Consider the following 25,803-nt stretch of genomic DNA (forward strand, 5'->3'; position numbering starts at 1 on the left):
ACCCCAAGAGGAGCGCGCCCATGACCACCCCCCTCCGCCTCGGCATCGCCGGCCTCGGAACCGTGGGCGTGGGCGTGGTGCGCATCGTCGAGGCGCACCGCGCCATGCTGGAGGCCCGCATCGGGCGCCCGGTCGAGATCGCTGCGGTGTCGGCCCGGACCCGCGACCGCGATCGCGGCATCGACATCTCGGGCTACGCTTGGGAGGACGACCCCGTCGCCCTCGCCCGCCGGGACGACGTGGACCTGTTTGTGGAGCTGATGGGCGGCGCCGACGGCCCCGCCAAGGCCGCCACCGAGGCCGCTCTCTCGGCCGGCAAGCCCGTGGTCACCGCCAACAAGGCGATGCTGGCCATCCACGGCCAGGCGCTGGCGGAACTGGCCGAGGCGAACGGCGCCGCGCTGCGCTTCGAGGCCGCCGTGGCCGGCGGCATTCCCTGCGTGAAGGCCCTGCTGGAGGGCATGGCGGGCAACGCCGTCGCCCGCGTGATGGGGGTCATGAACGGCACCTGCAACTACATCCTCACCCGCATGGAGGCCGAGGGGCTCGCCTACGCCGAGGTGTTCGAGGAGGCCCGCGCGCTGGGCTACCTGGAGGCCGACCCGACCCTCGACGTGGGCGGCATCGACGCGGGCCACAAGCTGGCGATCCTATCGGCCATCGCCTTCGGCAGCCGCGTGGACTTCGGGGGCGTGGAGCTGCAGGGCATCGAGCGCATCTCGATCGACGACATCCGCCGCGCCGGGGACATGGGCTACCGCATCAAGCTCCTCGGGGTGGCCTGCGCCACGCCCGAGGGCATCGAACAGTCCATGCGCCCCACCCTCGTGCCCGCCGCCTCGCCGCTGGGCCAGCTCGAGGGCGCCACCAACATGGTGGTGATCGAGGGCGACGCCGTGGGCCAGATCGTGCTGCGCGGCGCCGGCGCCGGCGAGGGGCCGACCGCGAGCGCGGTGATGGGCGACGTCTGCGACATCGCCCGCGGCACCGTGCCCCCGCCCTTCGGGCAGCCCGCCGCGGGGCTCGCGTCGGCGCCCCGCGCGCCCGCCGCGACGCCTTGCGCGCACTACCTGCGGATGGCCCTGCGCGACGAGCCGGGCGCGCTGGCGCGGGTGGCGACGGTGCTGGGCGAGGCGGGCATCTCGATCGACCGCATGCGCCAGTACGACCACCCCGGCCCCGAGGCGCCCGTGCTGATCGTGACCCATCCCTGCACGCCCGCCGCCCTGGCCGAGGCGCTGCGCGGCATGGCGGGCACCGGCGTGGTGGCGGGCGACCCGGTGGCGCTGCAGATCCTCGGCGACTAGGCGGCTCGACCGGATGCGGCGGGCGCGCTAGGTCCGCCGCATGAGAGATCGCATCCCCTACCGCCCCGCCGAGTCCCGCTACGACGCCATGCCCTACCGCCGCGTCGGGCGCTCGGGGCTCAAACTGCCCGCCGTGTCGCTGGGCCTGTGGCACAACTTCGGCGAGGACACGCCGCACGCGACCAAGCGCGCGCTCTGCCGCACCGCCTTCGACCACGGCATCACCCACTTCGACCTCGCCAACAACTACGGCCCGCCCCCGGGATCGGCCGAGGAGGCCTTCGGCGAGATCCTCCGCACCGACCTCGCCGGCTGGCGCGAGGAACTCGTGATCTCCTCCAAGGCGGGCTACGAGATGCACGCCGGTCCCTACGGCGAGTGGGGCAGCCGCAAGTACCTCGTGCAGAGCTGCGACGCCTCGCTGCGCCGCATGGGCCTCGACTACGTGGACATCTTCTACTCCCACCGCTTCGACCCGGACACGCCGCTGGAGGAGACGATGGGCGCGCTGGACTTCATCGTCCGTTCCGGCCGCGCGCTCTATGCGGGCATCTCGTCCTACAACTCCGAGCGCACCCGCGAGGCCGTGCGCATCCTGCGCGAGCTGGGCACGCCCTGCCTGATCCACCAGCCGTCCTACAACCTCCTGAACCGCTGGGTGGAGCGCGACGGATTGCTCGACACCCTCGAGGACGAGGGAATGGGATGCATCGCCTTCACGCCGCTGGCCCAGGGCATCCTGACGGGGCGCTACCTGAACGGCATCCCCTCCGAGGGGCGGGCGACGCAAGGCAAGTCGCTGGACCCGGCGATGGTCACAGACGACGTGGTCGCGCGGCTGAACCGCTTGAACGCGGTGGCCGAGGCGCGGGGCCAGACCCTGGCGCAGATGGCCATCGCCTGGGTGCTGCGCGGCGGGCGCGTGACCTCGGCCCTGATCGGCGCGTCGAAGCCCTCGCAGATCGTGGACTGCGCGGGCGCGGCGGCGAACCTCGAGTTCACCGAAGGCGAGCTCGCGGCCATCGAGAAGGCCTCGGACGACGCCGCGCTGAACCTCTGGGCGAAGTCCTCGGAAGGGGTTTAGCGCAAACGGAGGGTTCCCCGGGGGGCGGGGGCGGGCTACTCCGCCCCTGACCCAACGTCCGGAGACCGCCCCCATGCCCAAGCACGACTTCAACGACCGCATGCTGTCGCTGGGGCTGGCCCGCGTCTCCGAGGCGGCCGCCCTCGCCTCGGCCCGCCTGATCGGGCGCGGCGACGAGAAGGCCGCCGACCAGGCCGCCGTGAACGCCATGCGCGATCAGCTCAACCTCCTCGACATCCGCGGCACCGTGGTGATCGGCGAGGGCGAGCGTGACGAGGCGCCCATGCTCTACATCGGCGAGGAGGTGGGCTCCGGCTCCGGCCCCGAGGTCGACATCGCGCTCGACCCGCTGGAGGGCACCACCCTCACCGCCAAGGACATGCCCAACGCCCTGTGCGTAATCGCCATGGCCCCGCGCGGCACGCTCCTCCACGCGCCCGACGTCTACATGGACAAGCTGGCCATCGGCCCCGGCTACCGCCGCGGCGTGGTGACCATGGACATGTCGCCGGCCGAGCGCGTCAGCGCGCTGTCGGCCGCCAAGGGCTGCTCCACCGAGGACATCACCGTCTGCGTCCTTGAGCGCCCGCGCCACGAGGAGATGATCGCCGAGCTGCGCACCACGGGCTGCGCCATTCGCCTGATCACCGACGGCGACGTGGCCGGCGTGATCCACTGCGCCGAGGCCGAGACCACGGGCATCGACATGTACATGGGCTCGGGCGGCGCGCCCGAGGGGGTGCTGGCCGCAGCGGCCCTCAAGTGCATGGGCGGCCAGATGTTCGGCCGCCTCACCTTCCGCAACGACGACGAGCGGGGCCGTGCCGAGAAGGCCGGCATCACCAACTTCGACCGGGTCTACACCCGCGACGACATGGTGACCGAGGACGTGATCTTCGCCGCCACCGGCGTCACCGACGGCTCGATCCTGGCCGGCATCCGCCGCGAGCCGGGCTTCCTGACCGCCGAGACGATCCTGATGCGCTCCAAGACCGGCTCGGTGCGGCGCATGACCTACCGCAACCCGACCTGAGCCCGCCTTGCGCCGCCCCGCCCCGCCGGGGCATGGGGCGGCGATGAGCTATCTCGGGGTCACACGTTCCGCGAACGATCGCGCCTGGATCGGCCCGGACGCCGAGGCCGAGCGGCTGGCCGAGGCGCTGGCCCAGGCGGGTCACCCGCTCGCCCTCGCCCAGCACCTCGCGCGCCGGGGCGTGCTGCCCGATGCCGCCGAGGCGTTCCTCGCCCCCACCCTGCGCGCCCTGCTGCCCGACCCCCGCAGCTTGCGCGACATGGAGCGCGCCGCCGCCCGTCTGGCCCATGCCGCCGAGCGCCGCGAGCGCATCGCCGTGTTCGCCGACTACGACGTGGACGGCGGCGCCTCGGCGGCGCTGATCCAGTGGTGGCTGCGGGGGCTGGGCCATCGCGCCACGCTCTACGTCCCCGACCGCATCGACGAGGGCTACGGCCCCAACCCGCCCGCCATGGCGCGGCTGGCCGAGGCGCACGACCTCGTGGTCTGCGTCGACTGCGGAACGGTCAGCTTCGAGGCGCTGGAGGCGGCGGCGGCGGCGGACGTGCTGGTGCTCGACCACCACCTCGGGGCCGAGACCCTGCCCCGCGCCCATGCGGTCGTGAACCCGAACCGCCAGGACGAGGACGGCGCGCTCTCGCACCTCTGCGCCGCCGCCGTCGTGTTCCTGTGCCTCGTGGAAGCGAACCGTCAGCGGCGCGCGGCGGGAGCCGCCGTGCCCGATCTCATGGCGATGCTCGACCTCGTGGCGCTGGCCACGGTCGCTGACGTGGCCCCCCTCACGGGCGTGAACCGCGCGCTGGTGCGCCAGGGTCTCGCGGTGATGGGCCGCCGCGCGCGCCCCGGCCTGCGGGCCTTGGCCGACGTCGCGCGCATGGACGGGCCGCCGTCGAGCTATCACCTCGGCTACCTGTTGGGCCCCCGCATCAACGCGGGCGGCCGCGTGGGCGCCGCCGACCTCGGCGCGCGCCTGCTGTCCACCGACGACGAGGCCGAGGCCGCCGCCCTCGCCGCCCGGCTGGACGATCTGAACCGCGAGCGCCGCGCCATCGAGGCGCGCATCGGTGACGATGCCCGCGCGCAGGCGGAGGCGCGCGGCGGCCCCCTCGCCTGGGCCGCCGGCGAGGGCTGGCACCCGGGCGTGGTGGGCATCGTCGCCTCGCGCCTCAAGGACGCGACCCACCGCCCCGCGGTGGTGATCGGCCTGCGCGAGGACGGGCTGGGCCAGGGCTCGGTGCGCTCGGTCGCGGGCGTGGACATCGGGGCCGCCGTGCAGCGGCTGGCGGCCGAGGGCCTCCTGGTGAAGGGCGGCGGGCACCGCATGGCCGCGGGCCTCACGGTGGAGCGCGCGAAGCTGGAAGCCGCGATGGAGCGCCTCGGCGAGCTGGTGGCGCGCCAAGGCGCGGGACTGGGCGAGCCGGGCAGCTTGCGCATCGACGGCACGCTGATGCCCGGCGCCGCCACGCCCGACCTCGTGGCGATGCTGGAGCGTGCCGGCCCCTTCGGCCAGGGCGCCCCCGCCCCGCGCTTCGCGCTGCCCGACCTGCGGGTCGCCGCCTCGCGCCCCGTGGGCGAGGGCCACCTCAAGATCACCTTCGCCGACGGGCGCATCCGCCTCGACGCCATCGCCTTCCGCGCGGCCCCCGCGCTCCATGCGCTGGCCGCCGAGGGCCGTCCCCTCCACGTCGCCGGCCGGCTCGAGATCAACCGCTGGCAGGGCCGCGAGACGGTTCAGCTCAAGCTCGACGACGCCGCGCCCGCGAGCGGCTGACGCCCGCGATTTCCGCCGCGCGACCCCCCGAAAAACCGCTTGCACCCCCGGGGGCGATTTCCTATCCCCGCCCCACCAAGCGCGGCCCGTTCGTCTATCGGTTAGGACGCCAGGTTTTCAACCTGGAAAGAGGGGTTCGATTCCCCTACGGGCTGCCACGGTTCCCCTCGCATTACCGATGCGTCGTCGTGATCTCCGGCGCCGTGGTGCGTCTGGATGCCTTGGAGTCCATTCGCCCGAACGTCTCGATCGGGGCGGACGTGGCCGGTCCGACCGCAGAGGCGATCAGCGGTCGCCCGCGCCCCGTCTCGGGAGGATCGGCGGACGTTCGCCCCCCGTTCGGGACCCTGCGCGGCGCGATCCACGCTATCAGCCTAGGTGGCCCTCGTACTGCGCTCCGGGTCGCCGTCGCATCGACCGCCCGGGCGCCGTCCATGCCACAATCCGGGTGCCGTGCCACGGTTCACACCATCCGCTTTGCCGGTACGAGGAGCACCGTCGAAGCCGCCCCGTCCCTCCGCCATCGTGGCTCGCGCATCCCTATTGGAACCTTCGGCTTCGGGCCTCCCTACGCCGCCCGGTCAGGCCGGCGGCCGGTTCGCGTCCGTGGTCCGGCGGACGGGCGGGGGCAGCGCGGCGGCGGGATCGTGCGCGACGGGCTCGCCGCCGCGGTGGAAGGCGTAGCGCGCGCGCCCTGCCCGCTTCGAGCGGTAGAGGGCCGCGTCGGCATCGGCGAGCAGCGCCTCGGGCTCCGGGGCGGCGTAGTCCCCGGACAGCGCGATGCCGATGCTGCCCGAGACCCGGCATTCCCGCCCGTCGAACGGGATCGGGCGTGCGAGGCCGGCGAGGATGCGCCGCGCGATGCCGGCGAGCAGCTCCCGGTCGGCGCAGTCGGGGAACACGACCACGAACTCGTCCCCCCCCACCCGCGCGAGCAGGTCGCCCCTGCGCGTCTCGCGGCGCAGCACCGCCGCGACCTCGGCGAGCACGGCGTCGCCCGCGGCGTGGCCGAGCGTGTCGTTGACGGTCTTGAAGTGGTCGAGGTCCAGATGCATCACGCCGAACGGCTCCGCGCCCGAGGCGGCGAGCGCGCCGAGACGGCGGTCCATCGCGCGGCGGTTGGCGAGGCCGGTCAGGCCGTCGGTGACGGCCTCCCGTTCGGCCAGCCGCAGCGACCGGTCGAGCCGCGTGGCCAGCTTGCGCATCTCGCCGCGCACGAGCGACTGCGCCTCCAGCAGGTAGAGAATGTCGAGCACCGGATCGACGGGCGAGAAGTCCGACGCCGAGAGCGCATGGCGCCCGACCGCCGGCGCGAGGTCCGCGCCGAGCGCGAGCTGCAGCACGCCGCCCCCACTGCCCAGAGGAACCGCGACCGCGCGCATCCGTTGCCGCGGCGCGCCGTCCTCGCCCGGCACCGGCGTGGCGAGGTCGACCACGAGGCGGCGCCCCGCATGCTCGCCCAGCACGGCGGGCGTGGCCGCCGCGCGGGGACGGCGCAGGCGCACCACGCGAGCGAGAGCGCGGTCGCACAGCGGGCCGGCGATCCGCTCCAGCCCCGGCCCCGCGTGGACGATCCGTCCGCCCGCGTCGTAGCGCAGGTGCATGGGCATCAGGAGGTCCAGCGCCTCGGGCGACAGGGGAACGGCGTCGGTCATGCGGCGCCCCCGAGGCTGAAGCTGCGGGGGGGCTGATGCTCCGCCGCGAGGAGCTGCACCGAGATGCACTCCCGCCAGAGCGCACCCTCCTGCGCGCCGCGCTCGAAGGTCACGAGCGCGAGCGCGCCGTAGTCGTCGGCCATGGCGCGCAGGATGCCCATCACCACCGCCGCCGCGCCGGGCTGATGCCAGCGAGAGATCACGCGGTAGGTGCCCCCGCCCCGGTCCGCGAGCGAGAGCGCGGGCATGTCGAGGTCGGGCAGCGCCATGCGCGCCCGCGCGCGCACCTCGTGGAGGCCGAACAGCATCTCCTCGAAGGTAGTGCCCGAGAAGCGGAACAAGCGGCGCACGGGCTCCAGCGGGGGGTGGACGCAGAGCCAATGGCCCATGTCCTCGAGCAGGAGGCGCACGGGCACGCCCAGCGTCCCGGAGGCGGCGGCGAGGATGCGGGGCAGCAGCGCGGCATCGTAGACGCGCACCGTCTCGAAGCTGCGAACGTCCGTGCCGGCGGCGCGGAGGATCTCGTCCCACCGCCGCTCGCCGTGGCGCGAGACGAGGAACGTCTCGACCGTCTTGCAGATGATCCCGTGCACGCCCGCACCCCGCTCCGTTCGGGGCGGACATCGCAGGCAAGGATTGCGATCGGGTTAAGGGCGGCCGGCGAGCCAGTCGGGCAGCGCGTGGACGTCCGCGAGCACCGCTGCCGCGCCCGGGAACTCGTGCGGCCCCCGCGTGCCCGTCAGCACGCCCGCGAAGGGCATGCCCGCGCCGCGTGCCGCCTGGAGGTCCGCCAGCCCGTCGCCGACCAGGAGCACCTCGGCCGGATCGAGCCCCGCCTGGGCGGCGAAGTGCAGCGCGCCGGCGGGTTCGGGCTTGGCGCCGTGGCCGTCGTCGGCCGCCACCAGCGCGTCGAGATGGGGCCATGCCCCCATCGCCTCCAGGTCCTCGCGCGCCGAGACGCGGTCGGCGTTGGTCAGCACGCCCAGCGAAAGCCCGGTGGAGCGGAGAGCGGCGAGGAGCCGCGCCGGCTCGCCCACGGGCACCTGCCGCGCGGGGCCGGGGCGGGCCCTGAGCCAGCGGCGCAGGCGCGCGGGCTCATGCGCGGCGGCCTCGGCGAGGGCGGCCAGCGTCACCGGGAACGGCGCGGTCACGAACAGGGCGTCGGCACGCAGGCGGCCCGCGTCGTCCAGCCCGAGGGCGGCGCGCAGCGCAGCGGCGGGCACGCCGGCCTCCAGCGCCAGGTCGCGCACGAGGGCGGCGACCCATCCCTCCCAGGTGGCGCGGAAGTCGGTGAGCGTGCCGTCCTTGTCGAACAGCACCGCGCGGATCGGACCGGGCATTGCCTAGCGGTCCGCGGCGGCGCCGAGGATCGCGCCGGGGCGGCCGTCGGCGCCCATGCGCTGCGCCAGCACCACGCGCATGCGGTCCGGCTCCGAGGCGGGCGGCAGGGCGCGGCGGCCCGCGGCGCCGTCCCAGGAGCCCATCGGCGTCCACGCGCGCACGATGTTGTGGTAGACCAGCTCGCGCCCGGCGTTCTCGCCGCGGGGCACGGCGACGCGGCGCAGGGGCTCGACCTCCACCATGACCAGCTCGGCGGGCTGGCCCGCGGCCTGCATCACCAGCGTGTCGCCCTCGATCTCCAGCACCTCGCGCGGTGCGGCCAGATGCGCCTGCACGGTGTCGGCCAGCGCCATGCCCTTGGCGCCCGCCACGATCCCCGAGCCGCCCACCACGAACTGCGGCGTGTAGAGCACGCTCGACCCCACGCCCGCCGCGTAGCCGCGCTGGCGCTCGGCATGGGCGGGCACGGCGAAGGTGTCGGGCCAGCCGATCCAGTCCCAGTAGTCCACGTGGAGCGACAGCGGCAGCACGTCGCGCCGCTCCGTCAGCTGGCCCAGCATCGCGTCGGCGGGCGGGCAGGACGAGCAGCCCTGCGACGTGAACAGCTCGACCACGACCGGGTCGGCGGCCGCCTGGGTGGCGGAGAGGGCGAAGGCGGCGAGGGCGACGAGACGCATGGGACCTGCATGGGCTGTGTGCCCCCTCGACCTACGCCCCCCACCCCCGCTGCGCCAGCGCGGGCCGCGTCAACGATGCGTGACCGCGGCGCGGGCGACCCACCGCCCCCGTATCGTGCGAAGCCCCCCGAACGCGAACGGGGCCCCGCGGGGCCCCGTCCGGTGCGACATGCGGCGCCGGCCCCCGGAGGGGAGCCGGCCCCCTCGCGCTACTCGGCCGCCATGGGCTGCTGCGCGAGGTTGCGCAGCACGTAGTGCAGCACGCCGCCGTTCTTGATGTAGTCGATCTCCACCGCGGTATCGATCCGGCACTTGAGCGTGATGCGCTTCTCGGTGCCGTCGCCCATCGTGATGCGGGCCTCGACCTCCTGCAGGGGCTTCACGTCGGCCAGCCCCTCGATGGTGACCTGCTCGTCGCCCTTGAGCCCGAGCGACGTGCGGGTGTCGCCGCCGGTGAACTCGAACGGGATCACGCCCATGCCCACGAGGTTGGAGCGGTGGATGCGCTCGAACGACTCGGCGATCACCGCCTTGACGCCCAGCAGCGCCGTGCCCTTGGCGGCCCAATCGCGCGAGGACCCTGCGCCGTACTGCTCGCCCGCGAAGATCACGAGCGGGGTGCCCTGCTCCTGCCAGGCCATCGCGGCGTCGAAGATCGACGTCTGCTTGCCGTCCGGCCCGAGGGTGTAGCCCCCCTCCACGCCATCGAGCATCTCGTTGCGGATGCGGATGTTGGCGAAGGTGCCGCGCATCATCACCTGATGATTGCCGCGGCGCGAGCCGTACGAGTTGAACTCGCGCACCGGCACCTGCCGCTCGAGCAGGTACTGCCCGGCGGGCGAGGTCTCCTTGAAGGAGCCCGCGGGCGAGATGTGGTCGGTGGTGATCATGTCGCCGAAGAGCCCCAGCACGCGCGCGCCGCGCACGTCCTCGATGGCGCCGGGGTTCGGGTCCATGCCCTGGAAGTAGGGCGGGTTCTGCACGTAGGTGGAGCCGGCGGGCCAGTCGTAGGTCTCCTGCTGGGGCACCTCGACCGACTGCCACTTCTCGTCGCCCTTGAAGACGTCGGCGTACTTCTCCTGGAAGGCGGCGCGGGTGACGGTGCGCTCGACCAGCTCGGCGATCTCCGAGGCCTCGGGCCAGATGTCCTTCAGGAACACGTCGTTGCCGTCGCGGTCCTGGCCCAGCGGCTCCTTCGTGATGTCGACGTTCATGTCGCCCACCAGCGCGTAGGCCACCACGAGCGGGGGCGAGGCGAGGTAGTTGGCGCGCACGTCCGGGCTGATGCGTCCCTCGAAGTTGCGGTTGCCCGACAGCACCGAGGTGGCGATCACGTCGTTGTCGTTGATGGCCTTCGAGATCTCGGGCAGCAGCGGGCCGGAGTTGCCGATGCAGGTGGTGCAGCCGTAGCCCACGAGGTTGAAGCCCAGCGCGTCGAGGTCCTCCTGCAGGCCGGCGGCCTCCAGATAGTGCGAGACGACCTGGGAGCCGGGCGCCAGCGAGGTCTTGACCCACGGCTTGCGGGTCAGCCCCCGCTCGCGCGCCTTGCGGGCCACGAGGCCGGCGCCGATCATGACGTAAGGATTGGACGTGTTGGTGCAGGACGTGATCGAGGCGATCACGATGGTGCCGTCGTGCACCTGGTTCCGGTCGGCGTCGCCGCCGTGGATGAAGCCGCGGGCGTGGAAGCCCTCGTCGCCGGGGATGTCGACCGGCTCGGGTGCGCCGCCCTCGCCCTCCCAGCGGATCTCGGCGTTGGCCGAGGTGTCCTTGCCGTTGCGGATGCCCTTCACGTACTGGCCGAACGCCTTGGCGGCCCCATCCAGCGCGATGAAGTCCTGCGGGCGCTTCGGGCCGGAGATGGCGGGCACGATGGTGCCCATGTCGAGGTGCAGCGTGTCGGTGTAGACGGGGCGGTAGTCCGCGCCGCGCCACATGCCGTTGGCCTTGGCGTAGGCCTCCACCAGCGCGATGCGGTCCTTGTCGCGGCCCGTCATCTCCAGGTAGCGCAGGGTCTCGGCGTCCACGGGGAAGAAGCCGCAGGTGGCGCCGTACTCGGGCGCCATGTTGCCGATGGTGGCGCGGTCAGCCAGCGGCAGGTGGTCCAGTCCCTCGCCGAAGAACTCCACGAACTTGCCGACCACGCCCTTGGCGCGCAGCATCTCGACGACCTTCAGCACGAGGTCGGTGCCAGTGGTGCCCTCAAGCATGCGGCCCGTCAGCTCGAAGCCCACGACCTCGGGGATCAGCATCGAGACGGGCTGACCCAGCATCGCGGCCTCGGCCTCGATGCCGCCCACGCCCCAGCCGAGCACGGCGGCGCCGTTGACCATGGTGGTGTGGCTGTCGGTGCCCACCAGCGTGTCGGGGTAGGCCACCTCGGCGCCGCTCTGATCCCGGTCGGTCCAGACGGTCTGGCTGAGGTACTCGAGGTTCACCTGGTGGCAGATGCCGGTGCCGGGGGGCACCACGCGGAAGTTCTGGAACGCGTGCTGGCCCCACTTCAGGAACTGGTAGCGCTCGATGTTGCGCTCGTACTCGCGGTCCACGTTCATCTGGAACGCGCGCGGGTTGCCGAACTCGTCGATCATCACCGAGTGGTCGATCACGAGGTCCACGGGGTTAAGCGGGTTGATCTTCTGCGGATCGCCCCCCAGCCCCTTGATGCCGTCGCGCATGGCCGCGAGGTCGACGACCGCGGGCACGCCGGTGAAGTCCTGCATCAGCACGCGCGCCGGGCGGTAGGCGATCTCGATCGGGTTCTTGCCGCCCGCCTCCGCCCACTTCGCGAAGGCCTTCACGTCGTCCACGGACACGGTGGCGCCGCCGTCCTCGAAGCGCAGGATGTTCTCCAGCACCACCTTGAGGGCCGCGGGCAGCCTGGCGAAGTCGCCGAGGCCTGCCTCGGTGGCGGCATCGAGCGAGTAGTAGGCGTAGGACTGGCCGCCCACGTCGAGGGTGCGGCGGGTCTTCGCGGTGTCGGTTCCGACTTGGATCGTCATGGGGATCTCCGGGTCGAGGGGGGTTGGCGCCCCCATGCCCCAGAAGCACGCTCCGCGCAAGTGCATACCACGGCATACAGACGTCGCGCTCCATCCCCCGCCGCGCCCCCGTGACATCCCGCGGGGCCTCCCCTAAGCCGTCCCCCATGCGGATCGCGACATGGAACATCAACGGCGTGAAGGCCCGCGCCGAGGGGCTGGAGCGCTGGCTGCGGGACGAGGACGCCCCCGACCTCGCCGTGCTCCAGGAGATCAAGTCCACCGACGAGGCCTTCCCGCGCGCGCTGGTGGAGGACGCGGGCTACACGCTCCACACCCACGGCCAGAAGGGGTTCAACGGCGTCGCCCTGTGCTCGAAGGTTCCGCTCGAAGACGTCGCCTTCGGCCTGCCCGGCGACGACGCCGACGAGCAGGCCCGCTACATCGAGGCGACGGCGATCGGCGAGCGCGACGCCGTGCGCGTCTGCGGCCTCTACCTGCCCAACGGCAACCCGGCGCCGGGGCCGAAGTACGACTACAAGCTCGCCTGGATGGAGCGCCTCCACGCCCGCGCCGAGGCCCTGCTGGCCGAGGAGACGCCCTTCCTGATGTGCGGCGACTGGAACGTGCTGCCCCAGGACATCGACGTCGCCCGCCCGCAGGTGATGAAGGACGACGCCCTCATGCTGCCCCCGACGCGCGCGGCGTGGCGGCGGCTGGTGAACCTCGGGCTCACGGAGGCCTTCCGCGCGCGCCACCCGGGCCAGCCGGGCCACTACAGCTACTGGGACTACCAGGGCGGCGCGTTCGACCGGAACCACGGCCTGCGCATCGACCACTTCCTCCTCTCGCCCGCCGTGGCCGACGCCATGACGGGCTGCACCATCCAGGCCGACATGCGGGCGCGCGACAAGCCGTCCGACCACGTGCCGGTCTGGCTCGACCTGGACATCTGAATGCGACACATCCCCCTCGGGGCCGGCACGATCTCGGAGATCATGCTCGGCACCATGACCTTCGGCACCCAGACCCCCGAGGACGACGCGCACCGCCAGATGGCGATGGCGGCGGACGCGGGCGTCACCTGGCTCGACACGGCCGAGCTCTACCCCGTGAACCCCGTCCGCAAGGAGACCCTGGGCGTCACCGAGGCGATCTGCGGCCGCTGGCTGGCGGAGAACCCGGGCCGTTTGAAGGTCGCCACCAAGCACAGCGGCGAGGGCTCGCCCGCGCGCGGCGGCGCGCCGATCTCGCCCGAGACCATCGCGCCGACGATCCGGGAGTCGCTGGAGCGCCTGCGGGTCGAGACGATCGACCTCTACCAGTTCCACTGGCCCAACCGCGGCTCGTTCCAGTTCCGCAAGATGTGGGGCTACCGCCCCGAGGGCGAGCGGGCCGCGATCGCGCAGGACGTCGCCGACTGCGTGGGCGCGCTGGAGCGCGAGGTGGAGCGCGGCACGATCCGCGGCTTCGGCCTCTCGAACGAGAGCACCTGGGGCATGGACCAGTGGATCCGGCTCGCCGGCGACGGCCCGGCCCGCCCGGTGTCGCTGCAGAACGAGTACTCGCTCATGCACCGCCACGCCGACACCGACCTCGCCGAGATGATGGTCCACGAGGCGGTCACGATGCTGGCCTTCTCGCCGCTGGCGACGGGGATGCTGACGGGCAAGTACCGCGGCGGCGCCGTGCCCCCGAACTCGCGGCGCTCGGTCAACGCGAACCTCGGCGGCCGCTGGACCGAGCGCGCCCAGCCCACGGTCGAGGTGTACCACGCCCTCGCCGCGGAGCACGGGGTGGACCCGGTGCACATGGCGCTGGCCTGGCTGCAGACCCGGCCGTTCCGGTGCTCGGCGATCCTCGGGGCGACCACGGCCGCGCAGCTCGAGCACGGGCTGCGGGCGCAGGACGTGGAACTGGACCCGGCCCTCTTGGACGCCATCGACGACGCGAACCGCGCCAACCCGTTCCCCTACTGATGGACCTCGACGTCGTCCTCGTCGCCCAGCGCGGACGGCTGGCCTTCGAGGCGGCGCTGCTCGCCGTTACGCTGCGCCACGCCAGCCCGCGCTGGTCCGGGCGGCTGCTCCTCGCCGAGCCGCAGCCCGGGCCGCTCTGGCCCGAGGACCCGCGCGTGGACGATGCCGAGCTGCGCGCGCTGCTGGACGACCACGGCGCCGAGTGGGTGCCCTTCGAGAGCCGCCACTTCGGCGCCGCCTACCCGCACGGCAACAAGATCGAGGCGCTCCATGCCTTGGGCGACCGCCCGTTCCTGTTCCTCGACAGCGACACCGTGGTCACGGGCGAGCTGGCGGACGTGGCCATCGACCCCGCCCGCCCCTCGGCCTCCATGAAGCGCGAGAACACCTGGCCTACCGAGGAGATCTACGGCCCCACCGTCCACGACGTCTGGGCCGCGCTCTACGCGGCGCGGGGCCTCGACCTGGAGACCAGCCTCGACCGCGCCTGGCCCCACGGCCACTGGCGCCGCTACCTCTACTTCAACGCCGGCTGGTTCTTCGGCGCCTCCGCGGCCCGCTTCGGCGAGGCCTTCGAGGCCGCCGCCCTCCTGATCCGCGAGGGCGCGGGCGAGGGCGGCATCCCGGAGCTGGCCTGCCAGCCGCTTGACCCCTGGCTCGACCAGGCCGCCCTGCCCCTCGCGGTCCACGAGCTGGGCGGCGGGCGCCCCGGCGCGGGCGGCGGCATCGCGGACGGCATCCTCGACGGCACCCACACCTTCCACTGGCGCCACGTGCCGCTGATGTACGCCACCGCGCCCGACCATGTGATCGCCTGCGTGGAGGAGGCGGCCCGGACGAACCCGGTCAAGAAGGTGCTCAAGCGCTACGATCCGTTCCGCAAGTTCATCTACCAGCCCAAGGGCTGGCGCGCCCGCGCCCTGTTCGACCGGGGCGACCTGCCCCGCAAGGAACAGCAGGTCCGCAACCGCCTCAAGCGCGAGAAGCTCTGGACGCAGCGGTAGGACCGTGCCCCGGCCCTCCGCCGGGGCCTCGGCATCGATCGGGCACGGTGGGTGAACCGGCGCGCTTCCGTCCGGGGAAGCACCCCGCGTTTCCTGTTCGCCCAGGCGGCACCCGGAGGCCCCGGCGCAGGGCCGGGGCGTGTTCCGCCTAGAAGTTCGACAGGCTCGCCCGCGCTGCGGCGCCGAAGCGCTCCACCAGCACCAGGTCCCACATGAAGGCCGCCGCGGCGTCGTCGTGCTCGACGGCCACGCGAGCCCCGCCGGGGTCGCGCACCGCCGTCCACTCCACCCGGCCCGGCACGCCGAGGCGCCAGCGGAAGGCGAGCTTGCGCGGGCCCGCCTCCTCGACCTCGGCCCAGACCCCTTCCGTGCCGTCGAACAGCACCTCGCGCAGGCGCCCGCCCGGCACCGCCTCCAGCGTCACCGCCTGCGGCAGCGCCCCCGCCCCCATCGCCGACTGCGAGACCTGGCCCACGGGCCACCACAGACTCAGATCCTCGGTCAGCATCGCCCAGGCCTCGGGCGCGGGCATCGGCACCACCACCTCGCGGCGCAAGCCGCCCTCGGGCGCGCGCCGCCGCTCCACGAGCGCGCCGAGCCACTGGGCCAGCGGCTCCGCGCCGCCCGGCGCCAGCGCATAGAGGTTGCGCGTGCCCTGCCGCTCGCGCTCCACCAGCCCCGCCTCCAGAAGCGCCTTGAGGTGCTGCGAGACGGCGGGGCGCGACACGGGCAGCCCCTCGGCGATGCGGCCCACGGGGCGCGGGCCGTCGCGCAGGCGGTCCAGCACGGCGCGGCGGGTGGGGTCGGCCAGGGCGGCGAGGATGCGGTCGTAAGTCATGGCTGACGTTATGGCCGCCCCCGCGGCGCGGTCAACGCCCCGCCCGCCCCCGCCTTGAACCCCTCCGGTGCGGGTCATACTGTCCTCTCCGACACGGGCCCCCGCCTTCCGCGCGGGCCGCCGAAGGGACCCCCGCATGCACGATCCGATCGACCACTTCCAGAACAACCTCGTGCCCATGGTGGTCGAGCAGACCAGCCGCGGCGAGCGGGCCTACGACATCTTCTCGCGCCTCCTGAAGGAGCGGATCGTGTTCGTGAACGGCCCCGTGCACGACGGCATGAGCCAGCTCGTGGTGGCGCAGCTCCTGCACCTCGAGGCCGAGAATCCGACCAAGGAGATCTCGATGTACATCAACAGCCCCGGCGGCGTGGTGACGTCGGGCCTGTCGATCTACGACACCATGCAGTACATCCGCCCCGCCGTCTCGACGCTGGTGGTGGGCCAGGCCGCCTCCATGGGCTCGGTGCTCTCGGTCGCCGGCGAGAAGGGCATGCGCTTCTCGCTCCCCAACAGCCGGATCATGGTCCACCAGCCCTCGGGCGGCTACCAGGGCCAGGCCACCGACATCCTGATCCACGCCCGCGAGACCGAGAAGATCCGCAAGCAGCTCTACGACATCTACGTCAAGCACACCGGCAACGACTACGAGGAGGTCGAGCGCACCCTCGAGCGCGACCGCTTCATGTCGCCGCAGGAGGCCAAGGACTGGGGCCACATCGACGAGATCGTCGAGAACCGCGCCGAGGCCGCCGCCAAGACCGACGCCGAGAAGCTGCCGAAGTCCTAGCACGGCGCCTTCGCGGCCCCTCCGGGGGCCGCCGGACGATCGCACGCGGGGGGCCGCCGGGCGCATCGGCGGCCCCTCGCCGCCGGGTGCGGCGCCCCTGCGGCACCTCCGCCGGCGCCGGGCGGGCCGGGGCGTTTCGCCATTGTGCCCTCGGACTCGGACCCGTAGTTTGGACCCCGAGCACCAACGACAACGAGGCGGGACGTCCGGTCCCGCTGCCCGAGCGCGGGCGACGAGGAGGCGGATCATGGCCCAAGGCAACTCCGGCGGCGACGGCAAGAACACCCTCTACTGCAGCTTCTGCGGCAAGTCGCAGCACGAGGTGCGCAAGCTGATCGCGGGACCGACCGTGTTCATCTGCGACGAGTGCGTCGAGCTGTGCATGGACATCATCCGCGAGGAGACCAAGCAGGCCGGCCTCAAGGCCTCCGACGGCACGCCCACGCCGCGCGACATCTGCAAGGTGCTCGACGACTACGTGATCGGCCAGGAGCACGCCAAGCGCGTCCTCTCGGTCGCCGTGCACAACCACTACAAGCGCCTCGACCACTCCTCGAAGTCCGACATCGAGCTGGCCAAGTCGAACATCATGCTGATCGGCCCCACGGGCTGCGGCAAGACGCTGCTGGCCCAGACGCTGGCGCGCATCCTCGACGTGCCCTTCACCATGGCCGACGCGACCACGCTGACCGAGGCGGGCTACGTGGGCGAGGACGTCGAGAACATCATCCTCAAGCTGCTCCAGGCGTCCGAGTACAACGTTGAGCGCGCCCAGCGCGGCATCGTCTACATCGACGAGGTCGACAAGATCACCCGCAAGTCCGACAACCCCTCGATCACGCGGGACGTCTCGGGCGAGGGCGTGCAGCAGGCCCTGCTGAAGATCATGGAGGGCACGGTCGCGAGCGTTCCGCCGCAGGGCGGGCGCAAGCATCCCCAGCAGGAGTTCCTGCAGGTCGACACCACCAACATCCTGTTCGTCTGCGGCGGCGCCTTCGCCGGCCTCGACCGGATCATCGCCCAGCGCAACAAGGGGTCCTCCATGGGCTTCGGCGCCGAGGTGAAGGCCCCCGAGGAGCAGACCGTGGGCGAGTCCCTCAAGCAGCTCGAGCCCGAGGATCTCCTGAAGTTCGGCCTCATCCCCGAGTTCGTCGGCCGCCTGCCGGTGATCGCCACCCTGACGGACCTCGACGAGGACGCGCTGGTGACCATCCTCACCCAGCCCAAGAACGCCCTGGTCAAGCAGTACCAGCGCCTGTTCGAGTTGGAGGGCGTGCAGCTCACCTTCACCGACGACGCCCTGCGCGCCATCGCCAAGCGCGCCATCGAGCGCAAGACCGGCGCTCGCGGCCTGCGCTCCATCATGGAGGACATCCTGCTCGACACGATGTTCGACCTGCCGGGGCTGGAGACCGTCGAGGAGGTGGTCGTCAACGAGGAGGCCGCGCGCCGCGACGCCGCGCCGCTGCTGATCCACGCCGACAAGGCCGAGGAGAACGCCTCCGCCTGACGGCGCGCCGCCCGCGGGACGGATCGCAAGGCCCCCGCCGCCCGCGGGGGCCTTCGCTCGTCCGCAAGGCGCTTTTGCGTTGTGTTTCCGGGGTTTACGCGGATTCGAATCGTGCGCGCGCCCTCGCAATCGGCGCGCGCGGCCCTACCTCGACCCCATGAGCCACGCTGCCGCAACCGACGGGCCGGACGCCCCTCGCCCCGACCCCGACGCGCCCGATCCGCTGTTCCCGCCCGCGCGCGCCGCCGGCCTCGCGCGGCTGGCGGCCTTCGTGCCGCGCGCCGGCGCGGACTACGCCGCGCGCCGCGGCGACGACGTGCCGGGGCACCCGCACGTCTCGACCCTCTCGCCCTACCTGCGCCACCGCGCCGTGACCGAGGCCGAGGCCTGCGCCGCCATCGTCGCGCGCCACGGCCCGGAGGCGGCCGCCAAGGCCGTGGGCGAGTTGTGCTGGCGCACCTACTTCAAGGGCTGGCTGGAGCGCCGCCCCACGGTCTGGGACGCCTACCGCGCCGGGCTGGAGGCCGCCCGCCACCGTCTCGCCACCGAATCCGGCCTGCGCCGCGCCTGGGACGACGCCTGCCACGGGCGCACCGGCATCGCGCCGTTCGACCACTGGGCCGCCGAGATCGTGCGGACCGGCTACCTGCACAACCACGCCCGCATGTGGTTCGCCTCGATCTGGATGCACACCCTCGGCCTGCCGTGGGAGCTGGGCGCCGACCACTTCCTGCGCCACCTGCTCGATGGCGACCCGGCCTCGAACACCCTGAGCTGGCGCTGGGTCGGCGGGCTCCACACCCCCGGCAAGGTGTACCAGGCGCGCGCCGGCAACATCGCCCGCCACACCGGCGGCCGTTTCGACGCCGAGGCCCTCGGCCACCGCCTCGCCCCCCGCGCGGACGTCTCCGAAGGGCCCGCGAACCCCGCGCCCAGCCCCGTGCCCGAGGGCGGCGCGTGGCGGCCCAGCCCGCGCGCGGGCCTCCTCCTGCACGAGGACGATCTCCACCCCGACTTCCTCCTGCGAGATGGTCTGCGCCCCGTCGCCGCCGCGGCGCTGATCGCCCCCGAGGACCGCTCGCCCCTCGTGGTGTCCGACCGGGTGCGCCACTTCGCGCAGGCGCTGGCCGACGACGCGCTCGCCCGGCTCCCCGGGCCCGTCCGCCGCGCGGACGCGGCCACGGGCGACGTGGAGGCGGTGGTGCGCTGGGCCGCGGCCGAGCGGCTGGACCAGGTCGTCGCGCCCTACGCCCCCTGCGGGCCGCTGCGCACGAAGCTCGACCGGCTCGAGGCGCGCCTCGGCGTCCCCCTCGTGCGTGCGCTGCGCCCCTGGGACCGCGACGCCTGGCCGGGCTGCACGGCGGGCTACTTCCGCTTCCGTGAGCGCATCCCCACCCTCGTGGAGACCGCGGCGCGTGAGGCCGGGCGCGGCGCGGCCTGATCCCGCCCCCGCGCCCCGGGCGCGATACGCAAAAGCCACATTCCCCCCGCGCCCGCCGCCCCGCGCCCTCGCGGCGGGGGTGACAGCGCGGCGGCGATTCGCTTACGCTGCCCGGACGGCAAGACCCGGCGAACGGGCGACCGAACAGGCAGAACACGGGGCATCGAGTGACGCAGGCATCCATCGCGAGCCGGGGGGCAACGCCCTTCCGCATCCTATCCACCGTGGCCCTGGCCGCGCTCCTGGCGGGCTGCCAGGGGCTGCCCCTTCCCGGCGCCGACGCCACCCGCACCGCGCCCGCCACCGCGGGCAGCGCGGGCGGCACGCTCGTAGCCCGCGACGTGGAGGCCCCCGAGGTCTTCTCGGTCCAGGACCGCGCCCTGTGGGACGGGCGCCCCTCGCTCGGCGGCGTCTGGGTCGCCGCGCCGAACGTGCGCGACCCCGAGCGCATCATCATCCGCAACGCCGCGAACGGGAAGTCCGTGATCGGCGCCCTGTTCAAGCGCGAGCACGCCGGCGCCGGTCCCGCGCTGCAGCTCTCGTCGGATGCGGCCGCCGCGCTCGGCATCGCGGCGGGCCAGCCCGAGACGATCTCCGCGGTGGCGCTGCGCAAGCGCGAGGTGCCCGAGACCGTGGCCGACGCGTCCGAGGCGGTGCCCCCCGCCGCGGACACCGCCGCCACCGCCGCCGCGCCGGTGGTCGTCGCCACGGCGCTCGACGCCCCCGCTGCGCCGGCCGCCCCCGCCGTGCCCGCCGCCGCCGCTGCTGCCGCCGCCCCGATGGACCGCATCGCCGCCGCCGTGGCCGAGGTGGACGGCACCCCCACGCCCGCGCCCGCACCCGCGACCGTCCCCGCCGCCGCGGCGCCCGCCGAGCCCGCCGCCCCCTCGCTCGCCGAGCGCGTGCGCCGCGCCGTGGCCGCCACCGAGGCCGCCGAGGCGAAGGCCCGCGCGGAAGGCCGCGCCGTGGCCGCAGCGCCCCGGCCCACGGCGCCCGCGCCCGCCGCGCCGGTGCGCACCGCCTCGCTCGGCAGCGCCCCCTCGGCGATCCCGGAGCCCTACGTCCAGGTCGGGATCTTCAGCCAGGAGGAGAACGCCCGCAACACCGCCGAGGCGTTCCGCCAGGCAGGCATCGTGCCCACGGTCCTCGAGGAGGAGAGCCGGGGCCGCGCCTTCTGGCGGGTGATCCTCGGGCCGTCCACCTCCTCGGGCGACCGCGCCGCGGTGCTGCGCAAGGCCCGCGACCTCGGTTTCTCGGACGCCTACCCCGTCGGCGGCTAAGCTCCTATATGGGGCCGGAACGAGAAGGGATCTCCACCATGCACATGCCGACGATCGCCGCCCTGCTGGCCGCCGCCCTTCCCGCGGCGGCCTTCGCCCAGGCTTTCCAGACCCAGGCCACCAGCGCCGTCGTGATCGACCACAACACCGGACAGGTGCTCCTGTCGGTGAACGCCGACGAGGCCCTGCCGCCGGCCTCCATGTCCAAGCTGATGACGCTGAACATGGTGTTCGAGGCGCTTCAGGACGGCCGCCTCCAGCTCGACGACGAGCTGCCCGTCAGCCCCGAGGCCGCGGCCTACGGCGGCTCCACCATGTTCCTCGACAGCCGCGACCGGGTCTCGGTCGAGGACCTGATCCGCGGCGTGGTGGTCCTGTCGGGCAACGACGCCAGCGCCGCCCTCGCCGAGGCCCTCAGCCCCGACGGCACCGAGCGCGGCTTCGCGCGCATGATGACCGAGCGCGGGCGCGAGCTGGGCATGACCAACTCCACCTTCAAGAACTCCAACGGCTGGCCCGCCGAGGGCCACCTGATGTCGATGCACGACCTCGCCCTGCTGGCCGAGCGCCTCGTCACCGAGTTCCCCGAGTACTACCCCTACTTCGCCGAGACCGAGTTCGAGTTCGACGGCCGCTCGCCCTCGAACCGCTACAACCGCAACCCGCTCCTGAAGCTCGACATCGGCGCCGACGGCCTCAAGACCGGCCACACCGAGGCCGCGGGCTACGGCCTCGTGGGCTCCGCCGTGCAGGACGACCGCCGCGTCACCTTCGTGATCTCGGGCCTGACCAGCGAGCGCGAGCGCGCCGAGGAGTCCGAGCGCATCGTCAACTGGGCCTTCCGCCAGTTCGCCGAGACCACCCTGTTCGAGGACCAGTCGCCCGTTATCGAGGCCGAGGTCTTCATGGGCGAGAGCGCCACCGTGCCCCTGCGCCCCGCCGAGGAGCTGACCATGCTCCTGCCCCGCGTGGGCGGCGACCAGCTCACGGGCGAGATCAGCTACGACGGCCCCCTCGTGGCCCCGATCGCGGCGGGCACGCAGGTGGCGACGCTGACCCTCAAGCACCCCGACCTCGCGCCGTGGTCGGTGCCGCTGGTCACCGCCGCGGACGTCGCCCGCGCCGGCCCCCTGCGCCGCATCCAGATCGCCGGCGGCACCGTCGCGGGCCGCCTGATCGGCGAGGCCATGAGCCGCCTCGAGGGCGACGGCGAGACCGAGGTCCCCGTCGAGGTCGACACCCGGACCGACGAGGTCGAGACGGTCGAGCCCGCCGACGGCTGATCCCGCGGCGCACGCCCCGGCCCCGCGCCGGGGCTCCGCCCCCACCAGCGCTCCGCCCCTCAGCGGCACCCCGGCCCGGGTCCGGGGCGCGCCGCCCGCCATCCCGCGCCTCGCCCCCGCCGCCCGCCCCTGCTAGGCCCGCCCCATGTTCATCTCGCTCGAAGGCATCGACGGCTGCGGCAAGTCCACCCAGGCCCGCCTGCTCGCCGAGGCCCTGCGCGCCCGGGGCCGCGAGGTCGTGCTCACCCGCGAGCCGGGCGGCGCCCCCGGCGCCGAGGCGATCCGCCGGCTCCTGGTCGAAGGCGCGCCCGATCGCTGGTCCCCCGAGACCGAGGCGCTCCTGTTCACCGCCGCCCGCCGCGACCACCTGGAGCGCACCGTGGAGCCCGCCCTTGCGCGCGGCGCCACCGTGGTCACCGACCGCTTCGCCGACTCCACGCGCGTCTACCAGGGCGCGACGCGCGGCGACCTGCGCGCCTTCGTGGACGCCCTCCACGACCTGGCCATCGCCCGCGAGCCCGACCGCACCCTCGTGCTCGACTTGGACCCTGCCGCCGCCCACGCCCGCGCCGCGGGCCGCGGCGGCGCCGAGGACCGCTTCGAGGAGTTCGGCCTCGCCTTCCAACAGGCGTTGCGCACTGGCTTCCTCCGCCTCGCCGAGACCGCCCCCGCGCGCGTCCGCGTGGTGGACGCGGCGGGCGACGCGGACGCCGTCCACGCCCGCGTGATGGCCGCGCTGTGACCGAGCCGCTCGAAGCCGACCGCCTCGGCGAGGCCCCGCACCCGCGCCACACCGCGCGCCTCATCGGGCAGGAGGACGCCGAGCGCGCCTTCCTCGCCGCCTGGAACGGCGGCCGCCCCCACCACGCCTGGCTGCTCGCCGGCCCGCGCGGCGTCGGCAAGGCCACCCTCGCCTGGCGCATCGCGCGGTTCCTCCTCACCGATCCGCCCCGCCCCGCGGACACGCTGGAGCCGGGCGACCACCCCGACCTCGCCCGCATCCGCGCCCTGTCCGAGCCGCGCCTCCTCCTGCTCCGCCGCCCCTGGGACGAGAAGCGCGGCCGCCTGCGCGCCGAGATCACCGTGGACGAGGCCCGCCGCCTCGACCCCTTCCTCGGCCTGTCCGCGGACGGCCATCGCGCCGTGATCGTGGACGACGCCGACGCGTTGAACCGCTCCGCCGCGAACGCGATCCTGAAGCTCCTGGAGGAGCCGCCCGCCCGCACCACGTTCTTCCTGGTCTCGCACCAGCCCGCGCGCCTCCTGCCCACCATCCGCTCGCGCTGCCGCACCCTGCGGCTCGCCCCCCTCGACCCGCCCGGCCTCCTGGAGGCGGTGCGCGCCACCGGCGCCGCCGACCCCGACCCGGCGCTGGCCGCCCTCGCCGAAGGCTCCGTGGGTGCCGCCATCGCCCTCGCCGGGGGCGCCGCCGAGACCTACGCCGCGCTCGTGCGCCTGTTCTCGGCCCCGCCCATGGACCGGGCCGACGCCCGCCGCCTCGCTGACGCCCACGCGGGCCGGGGCGGGGCCGAGCGCCTCGCCGGAACCCTCGACGCGATCCAGCGCCTCCTCCATCGCGCCGCCCGCGCGGGCCTCCTCGGCCCGCCCCCCGAGGCCGTGGCCGGCGAGGCCGCCACGCTCCGCCGCCTCGCCCCCCACGACGCCGCCGCGCGCCTCTGGGCCGAGCGCGCGCAATGGCTGGAGCGCCGCGCCGCCCACGCCGCCGGCGTCAACGTCGACCCCGCCGCCATCGTCTGGGACCAGCTCGCCGCCGTGGACGAGACCGCGCGCGCCCTGTGACTTGCGCGCGCGGCCCCCGCGCCATAGCTCGGCGCCCATGCAACTCACCGACAGCCACTGCCACCTCGACTTCCCGCAGTTCGAGGGCGAGATCGACGCCCTTATCTCCCGCGCCTCGGATGCCGGGGTCCACCGCATGGTGACGATCTGCACGAAGCTCCGGCAGGCTCCGCAGGTGCGCGCCCTCGCCGACGCCCATGCCCCCGTGTTCTGGGCCGCCGGCACCCACCCCATGAGCGTGGCCGACGAGCCCATGGCCACCGTGGAGGCACTGGAGGCGCTGGCCGCCCACCCCAAGATGGTCGCCATCGGCGAGACCGGCCTCGACTACCACTACACCGAGGACTCGAAGGCCCAGCAGCAGGAGAGCCTGCGGATCCACATCGAGGCCGCGCGCCGCACCGCGCTGCCCCTCGTGATCCACGCCCGCGACGCCGACGCCGACATGGCCCGCATCCTCGCCGAGGAGCACCGCGCCGGCCCCTACTCTTGCGTCATGCACTGCTTCTCGTCCTCGCGCGCCCTCGCCGAGGCGGCCCTCGACCTGGGCTTCTACCTCTCCATGTCCGGCATCGCCGCCTTCCCCCGCTCCGCGGACCTGCGGGCGATCTTCGCGGACGCGCCGCTCGACCGGATCGTGGTCGAGACCGACAGCCCCTACCTCGCCCCGCCCCCGCACCGGGGCAGGCGCAACGAGCCCGCCTTCGTGGCGCACACGGCGGCGGTCGGCGCCGAGGTGTTCGGCCTCGCGCCGGACGCCTTCGCCGAGGCCACCGAGCGCAACGTCGAGCGCCTGTTCCCGAAGCTGGTGGCCTGAGGCGACGCGCCCCTTCCAAAGAGACCGCCCCGCCCCGGCCCTGCGCCGGGGCCTCCACCAACCACCGTCTCTGTTCCTGCGGAGCGGAGCGCCCCGGCAGCCACGCACCCCAAGGCCGCGCCCGATCCCAGACCTAATCACCACCCCACCCGGAGACCCCGGCGCGAGGCCGGGGCGGGACGCACCGAGCCTCACCCCCGGCGACCCCGCTGGTGCGGGGCCGCGCAAGGGGCTGAGCGAATGCCACTGGCATCCGCTCCGAGCCGCCCCTTGCCCCTCCTTCCCCTTCGCCGCATGTAGCCCCCCATGGCCACGCTGCGCTTCACGATCCTCGGTTGCGGCTCGTCGGGCGGCGTGCCGCGCCTCGGCGGGCACTGGGGCGACTGCGACCCCGCCGACCCCCGCAACCGCCGCCGCCGCTGCTCCCTCCTTGTCGAGCGTGTCACCGACGCCGGCACCACCCGCGTCCTCGTGGACACCTCGCCCGACATGCGCGAGCAGCTCCTCGCCGCCGGCGTGGGCGAGCTCGACGGCGTGGTCTGGACCCACCCCCACGCCGACCACGTCCACGGCATCGACGACCTGCGGATGATCGCCTTCAACCGCCGCCGGCGCCTCGACGTCTGGGCCGACGAGCCCACCTTCGACGCCCTGCGCACCCGCTTCGGCTACGCCTTCGAGACCCCCCCCGGCTCCTCCTACCCGCCCATCCTCGACCGCCACCCTCTCGACGGCGCGGTGGGCATCGAGGGCCCCGGCGGCACGGTCACCGTGAACCCCATCCCTGTGGACCACGGCAACATCCCCGCCCTCGGGCTGCGCATCGGCGACCTCGCCTACATGCCCGACGTGAACGAGATCCCCGAGGGCGCCGAATGGCTGCTCGGCGGCCTCGAGGTCTGGATCCTCGACGCCCTGCGCCGCACGCCCCACCCCTCGCACCTCTCGCTCGGAGAGGCGCTCGCGTGGATCGAGCGCATCGCCCCCCGCCGCGCGGTGCTCACCAACATGCACGTGGACCTCGACTGGAAGACGGTCGACGCCGAGACGCCCGGCCACGTCACGCCCGCCTTCGACGGCATGGTGATCGAGCTGCCGGATGGGTGAGGTGGGGGCTCCGCCCCCGCTCGCTGCGCTCCGTCCGGGGCTTCGCCCGTCCGCAGGCGGATCGGTCCACCGGACCGATCCCGAGGAGCCTGCGGCCCCCCCGAG

Annotated in this window: 22 protein-coding genes and 1 tRNA gene; 17 read left to right on the forward strand and 6 right to left on the reverse strand. The window is 74.0% G+C overall.

Features of this window, described 5'->3' with window-relative positions:
- The first annotated feature begins 20 nt into the window (after positions 1-20).
- The 5 genes from K3554_RS13850 to K3554_RS13870 all read left to right on the forward strand — a co-directional run bounded on the left by K3554_RS13850 (position 21) and on the right by K3554_RS13870 (position 5,353).
- The gene (locus K3554_RS13850; RefSeq protein WP_259941230.1) at positions 21-1,307 is read left to right on the forward strand and encodes a homoserine dehydrogenase; all 1,287 of its coding nucleotides are present in this window, start codon (positions 21-23) and stop codon (positions 1,305-1,307) included.
- 52 nt (positions 1,308-1,359) lie between these two features.
- Positions 1,360-2,391 (forward strand): L-glyceraldehyde 3-phosphate reductase, encoded by a 1,032-nt coding sequence (gene mgrA / locus K3554_RS13855; RefSeq protein WP_409197356.1) that lies wholly within the window; start codon positions 1,360-1,362, stop codon positions 2,389-2,391.
- 73 nt (positions 2,392-2,464) lie between these two features.
- The gene (glpX, locus tag K3554_RS13860) at positions 2,465-3,424 is read left to right on the forward strand and encodes a class II fructose-bisphosphatase (protein WP_259941236.1); all 960 of its coding nucleotides are present in this window, start codon (positions 2,465-2,467) and stop codon (positions 3,422-3,424) included.
- A gap of 43 nt (positions 3,425-3,467) precedes the next feature.
- Positions 3,468-5,195: a single-stranded-DNA-specific exonuclease RecJ gene (gene recJ / locus K3554_RS13865; RefSeq protein ID WP_259941238.1), complete on the forward strand. Its 1,728-nt coding sequence runs from the start codon at positions 3,468-3,470 to the stop codon at positions 5,193-5,195.
- 83 nt (positions 5,196-5,278) lie between these two features.
- Positions 5,279-5,353: transfer RNA gene (locus K3554_RS13870), tRNA-Glu, on the forward strand.
- Positions 5,354-5,776: 423 nt separating this feature from the next.
- Here the strand turns inward: K3554_RS13870 and K3554_RS13875 are convergent.
- From K3554_RS13875 to acnA, 5 genes are all read right to left on the reverse strand, one after another.
- On the reverse strand, positions 5,777-6,850 hold the full coding sequence (locus K3554_RS13875; RefSeq protein WP_259941239.1) for a GGDEF domain-containing protein: 1,074 nt from the start codon (positions 6,848-6,850) through the stop codon (positions 5,777-5,779).
- Complete coding sequence (locus K3554_RS13880; protein ID WP_259941242.1) at positions 6,847-7,443, reverse strand: heme NO-binding domain-containing protein; 597 nt, start codon at positions 7,441-7,443, stop codon at positions 6,847-6,849. Before K3554_RS13880 ends, K3554_RS13875 begins: the two co-directional genes overlap by 4 nt.
- A 54-nt stretch (positions 7,444-7,497) precedes the next feature.
- Positions 7,498-8,190 carry an HAD family hydrolase gene (locus K3554_RS13885; RefSeq protein WP_259941245.1) on the reverse strand — a complete coding sequence of 231 codons (693 nt, stop codon included), beginning with the start codon at positions 8,188-8,190 and terminating at the stop codon, positions 7,498-7,500.
- 3 nt (positions 8,191-8,193) lie between these two features.
- On the reverse strand, positions 8,194-8,868 hold the full coding sequence (locus K3554_RS13890) for a thioredoxin family protein (RefSeq protein ID WP_259941248.1): 675 nt from the start codon (positions 8,866-8,868) through the stop codon (positions 8,194-8,196).
- Between the two features lie 209 nt (positions 8,869-9,077).
- Positions 9,078-11,870 carry an aconitate hydratase AcnA gene (gene acnA, locus K3554_RS13895; RefSeq protein ID WP_259941250.1) on the reverse strand — a complete coding sequence of 931 codons (2,793 nt, stop codon included), beginning with the start codon at positions 11,868-11,870 and terminating at the stop codon, positions 9,078-9,080.
- 146 nt (positions 11,871-12,016) lie between these two features.
- Here acnA and xth point away from each other — a divergent pair, with 146 nt between their 5' ends.
- From xth to K3554_RS13910, 3 genes are read left to right on the forward strand one after another with little or no spacing between them, the layout of a single operon-like run.
- On the forward strand, positions 12,017-12,805 hold the full coding sequence (gene xth, locus K3554_RS13900) for an exodeoxyribonuclease III (RefSeq protein WP_259941252.1): 789 nt from the start codon (positions 12,017-12,019) through the stop codon (positions 12,803-12,805).
- Positions 12,806-13,828, forward strand: coding sequence for an aldo/keto reductase (locus K3554_RS13905; protein ID WP_259941255.1), 1,023 nt, complete (start codon positions 12,806-12,808; stop codon positions 13,826-13,828). It begins immediately after the preceding gene.
- Positions 13,828-14,832 (forward strand): hypothetical protein, encoded by a 1,005-nt coding sequence (locus tag K3554_RS13910; RefSeq protein ID WP_259941257.1) that lies wholly within the window; start codon positions 13,828-13,830, stop codon positions 14,830-14,832. Before K3554_RS13905 ends, K3554_RS13910 begins: the two co-directional genes overlap by 1 nt.
- 148 nt (positions 14,833-14,980) lie before the next feature.
- On the opposite strand, the gene K3554_RS13915 is transcribed toward K3554_RS13910, so the two are convergent.
- The gene (locus tag K3554_RS13915; RefSeq protein WP_259941259.1) at positions 14,981-15,670 is read right to left on the reverse strand and encodes a metalloregulator ArsR/SmtB family transcription factor; all 690 of its coding nucleotides are present in this window, start codon (positions 15,668-15,670) and stop codon (positions 14,981-14,983) included.
- Positions 15,671-15,806: 136 nt separating this feature from the next.
- Between K3554_RS13915 and K3554_RS13920 the strand changes: the two genes are divergently transcribed.
- From K3554_RS13920 to K3554_RS13960, 9 genes are all read left to right on the forward strand, one after another.
- Positions 15,807-16,460, forward strand: a complete 654-nt coding sequence (locus K3554_RS13920) for an ATP-dependent Clp protease proteolytic subunit (protein WP_259941261.1) — start codon at positions 15,807-15,809, stop codon at positions 16,458-16,460.
- Positions 16,461-16,707: 247 nt separating this feature from the next.
- Complete coding sequence (gene clpX, locus K3554_RS13925) at positions 16,708-17,970, forward strand: ATP-dependent Clp protease ATP-binding subunit ClpX (RefSeq protein ID WP_259941263.1); 1,263 nt, start codon at positions 16,708-16,710, stop codon at positions 17,968-17,970.
- A 157-nt stretch (positions 17,971-18,127) separates the two neighbouring features.
- Entirely contained in the window at positions 18,128-19,411 is a 1,284-nt protein-coding gene (locus K3554_RS13930) for an FAD-binding domain-containing protein (RefSeq protein ID WP_259941265.1), read from the forward strand.
- Between the two features lie 224 nt (positions 19,412-19,635).
- A complete protein-coding gene (locus K3554_RS13935; protein ID WP_259941266.1) occupies positions 19,636-20,691 on the forward strand; it encodes an SPOR domain-containing protein in 1,056 nt (351 codons plus the stop codon).
- 44 nt (positions 20,692-20,735) lie between these two features.
- A complete protein-coding gene (locus K3554_RS13940; RefSeq protein WP_259941267.1) occupies positions 20,736-21,974 on the forward strand; it encodes a D-alanyl-D-alanine carboxypeptidase family protein in 1,239 nt (412 codons plus the stop codon).
- A 145-nt stretch (positions 21,975-22,119) separates the two neighbouring features.
- Positions 22,120-22,716 (forward strand): dTMP kinase, encoded by a 597-nt coding sequence (gene tmk, locus K3554_RS13945; protein ID WP_259941269.1) that lies wholly within the window; start codon positions 22,120-22,122, stop codon positions 22,714-22,716.
- Positions 22,713-23,774: a DNA polymerase III subunit delta' gene (locus K3554_RS13950; protein WP_259941271.1), complete on the forward strand. Its 1,062-nt coding sequence runs from the start codon at positions 22,713-22,715 to the stop codon at positions 23,772-23,774. Before tmk ends, K3554_RS13950 begins: the two co-directional genes overlap by 4 nt.
- A gap of 37 nt (positions 23,775-23,811) precedes the next feature.
- On the forward strand, positions 23,812-24,591 hold the full coding sequence (locus tag K3554_RS13955) for a TatD family hydrolase (RefSeq protein WP_259941274.1): 780 nt from the start codon (positions 23,812-23,814) through the stop codon (positions 24,589-24,591).
- 306 nt (positions 24,592-24,897) lie between these two features.
- The gene (locus tag K3554_RS13960; protein WP_259941276.1) at positions 24,898-25,698 is read left to right on the forward strand and encodes an MBL fold metallo-hydrolase; all 801 of its coding nucleotides are present in this window, start codon (positions 24,898-24,900) and stop codon (positions 25,696-25,698) included.
- Positions 25,699-25,803: the final 105 nt, after the last annotated feature.

This window comes from Jannaschia sp. W003 (assembly GCF_025144335.1).
GTDB lineage: Bacteria > Pseudomonadota > Alphaproteobacteria > Rhodobacterales > Rhodobacteraceae > Jannaschia.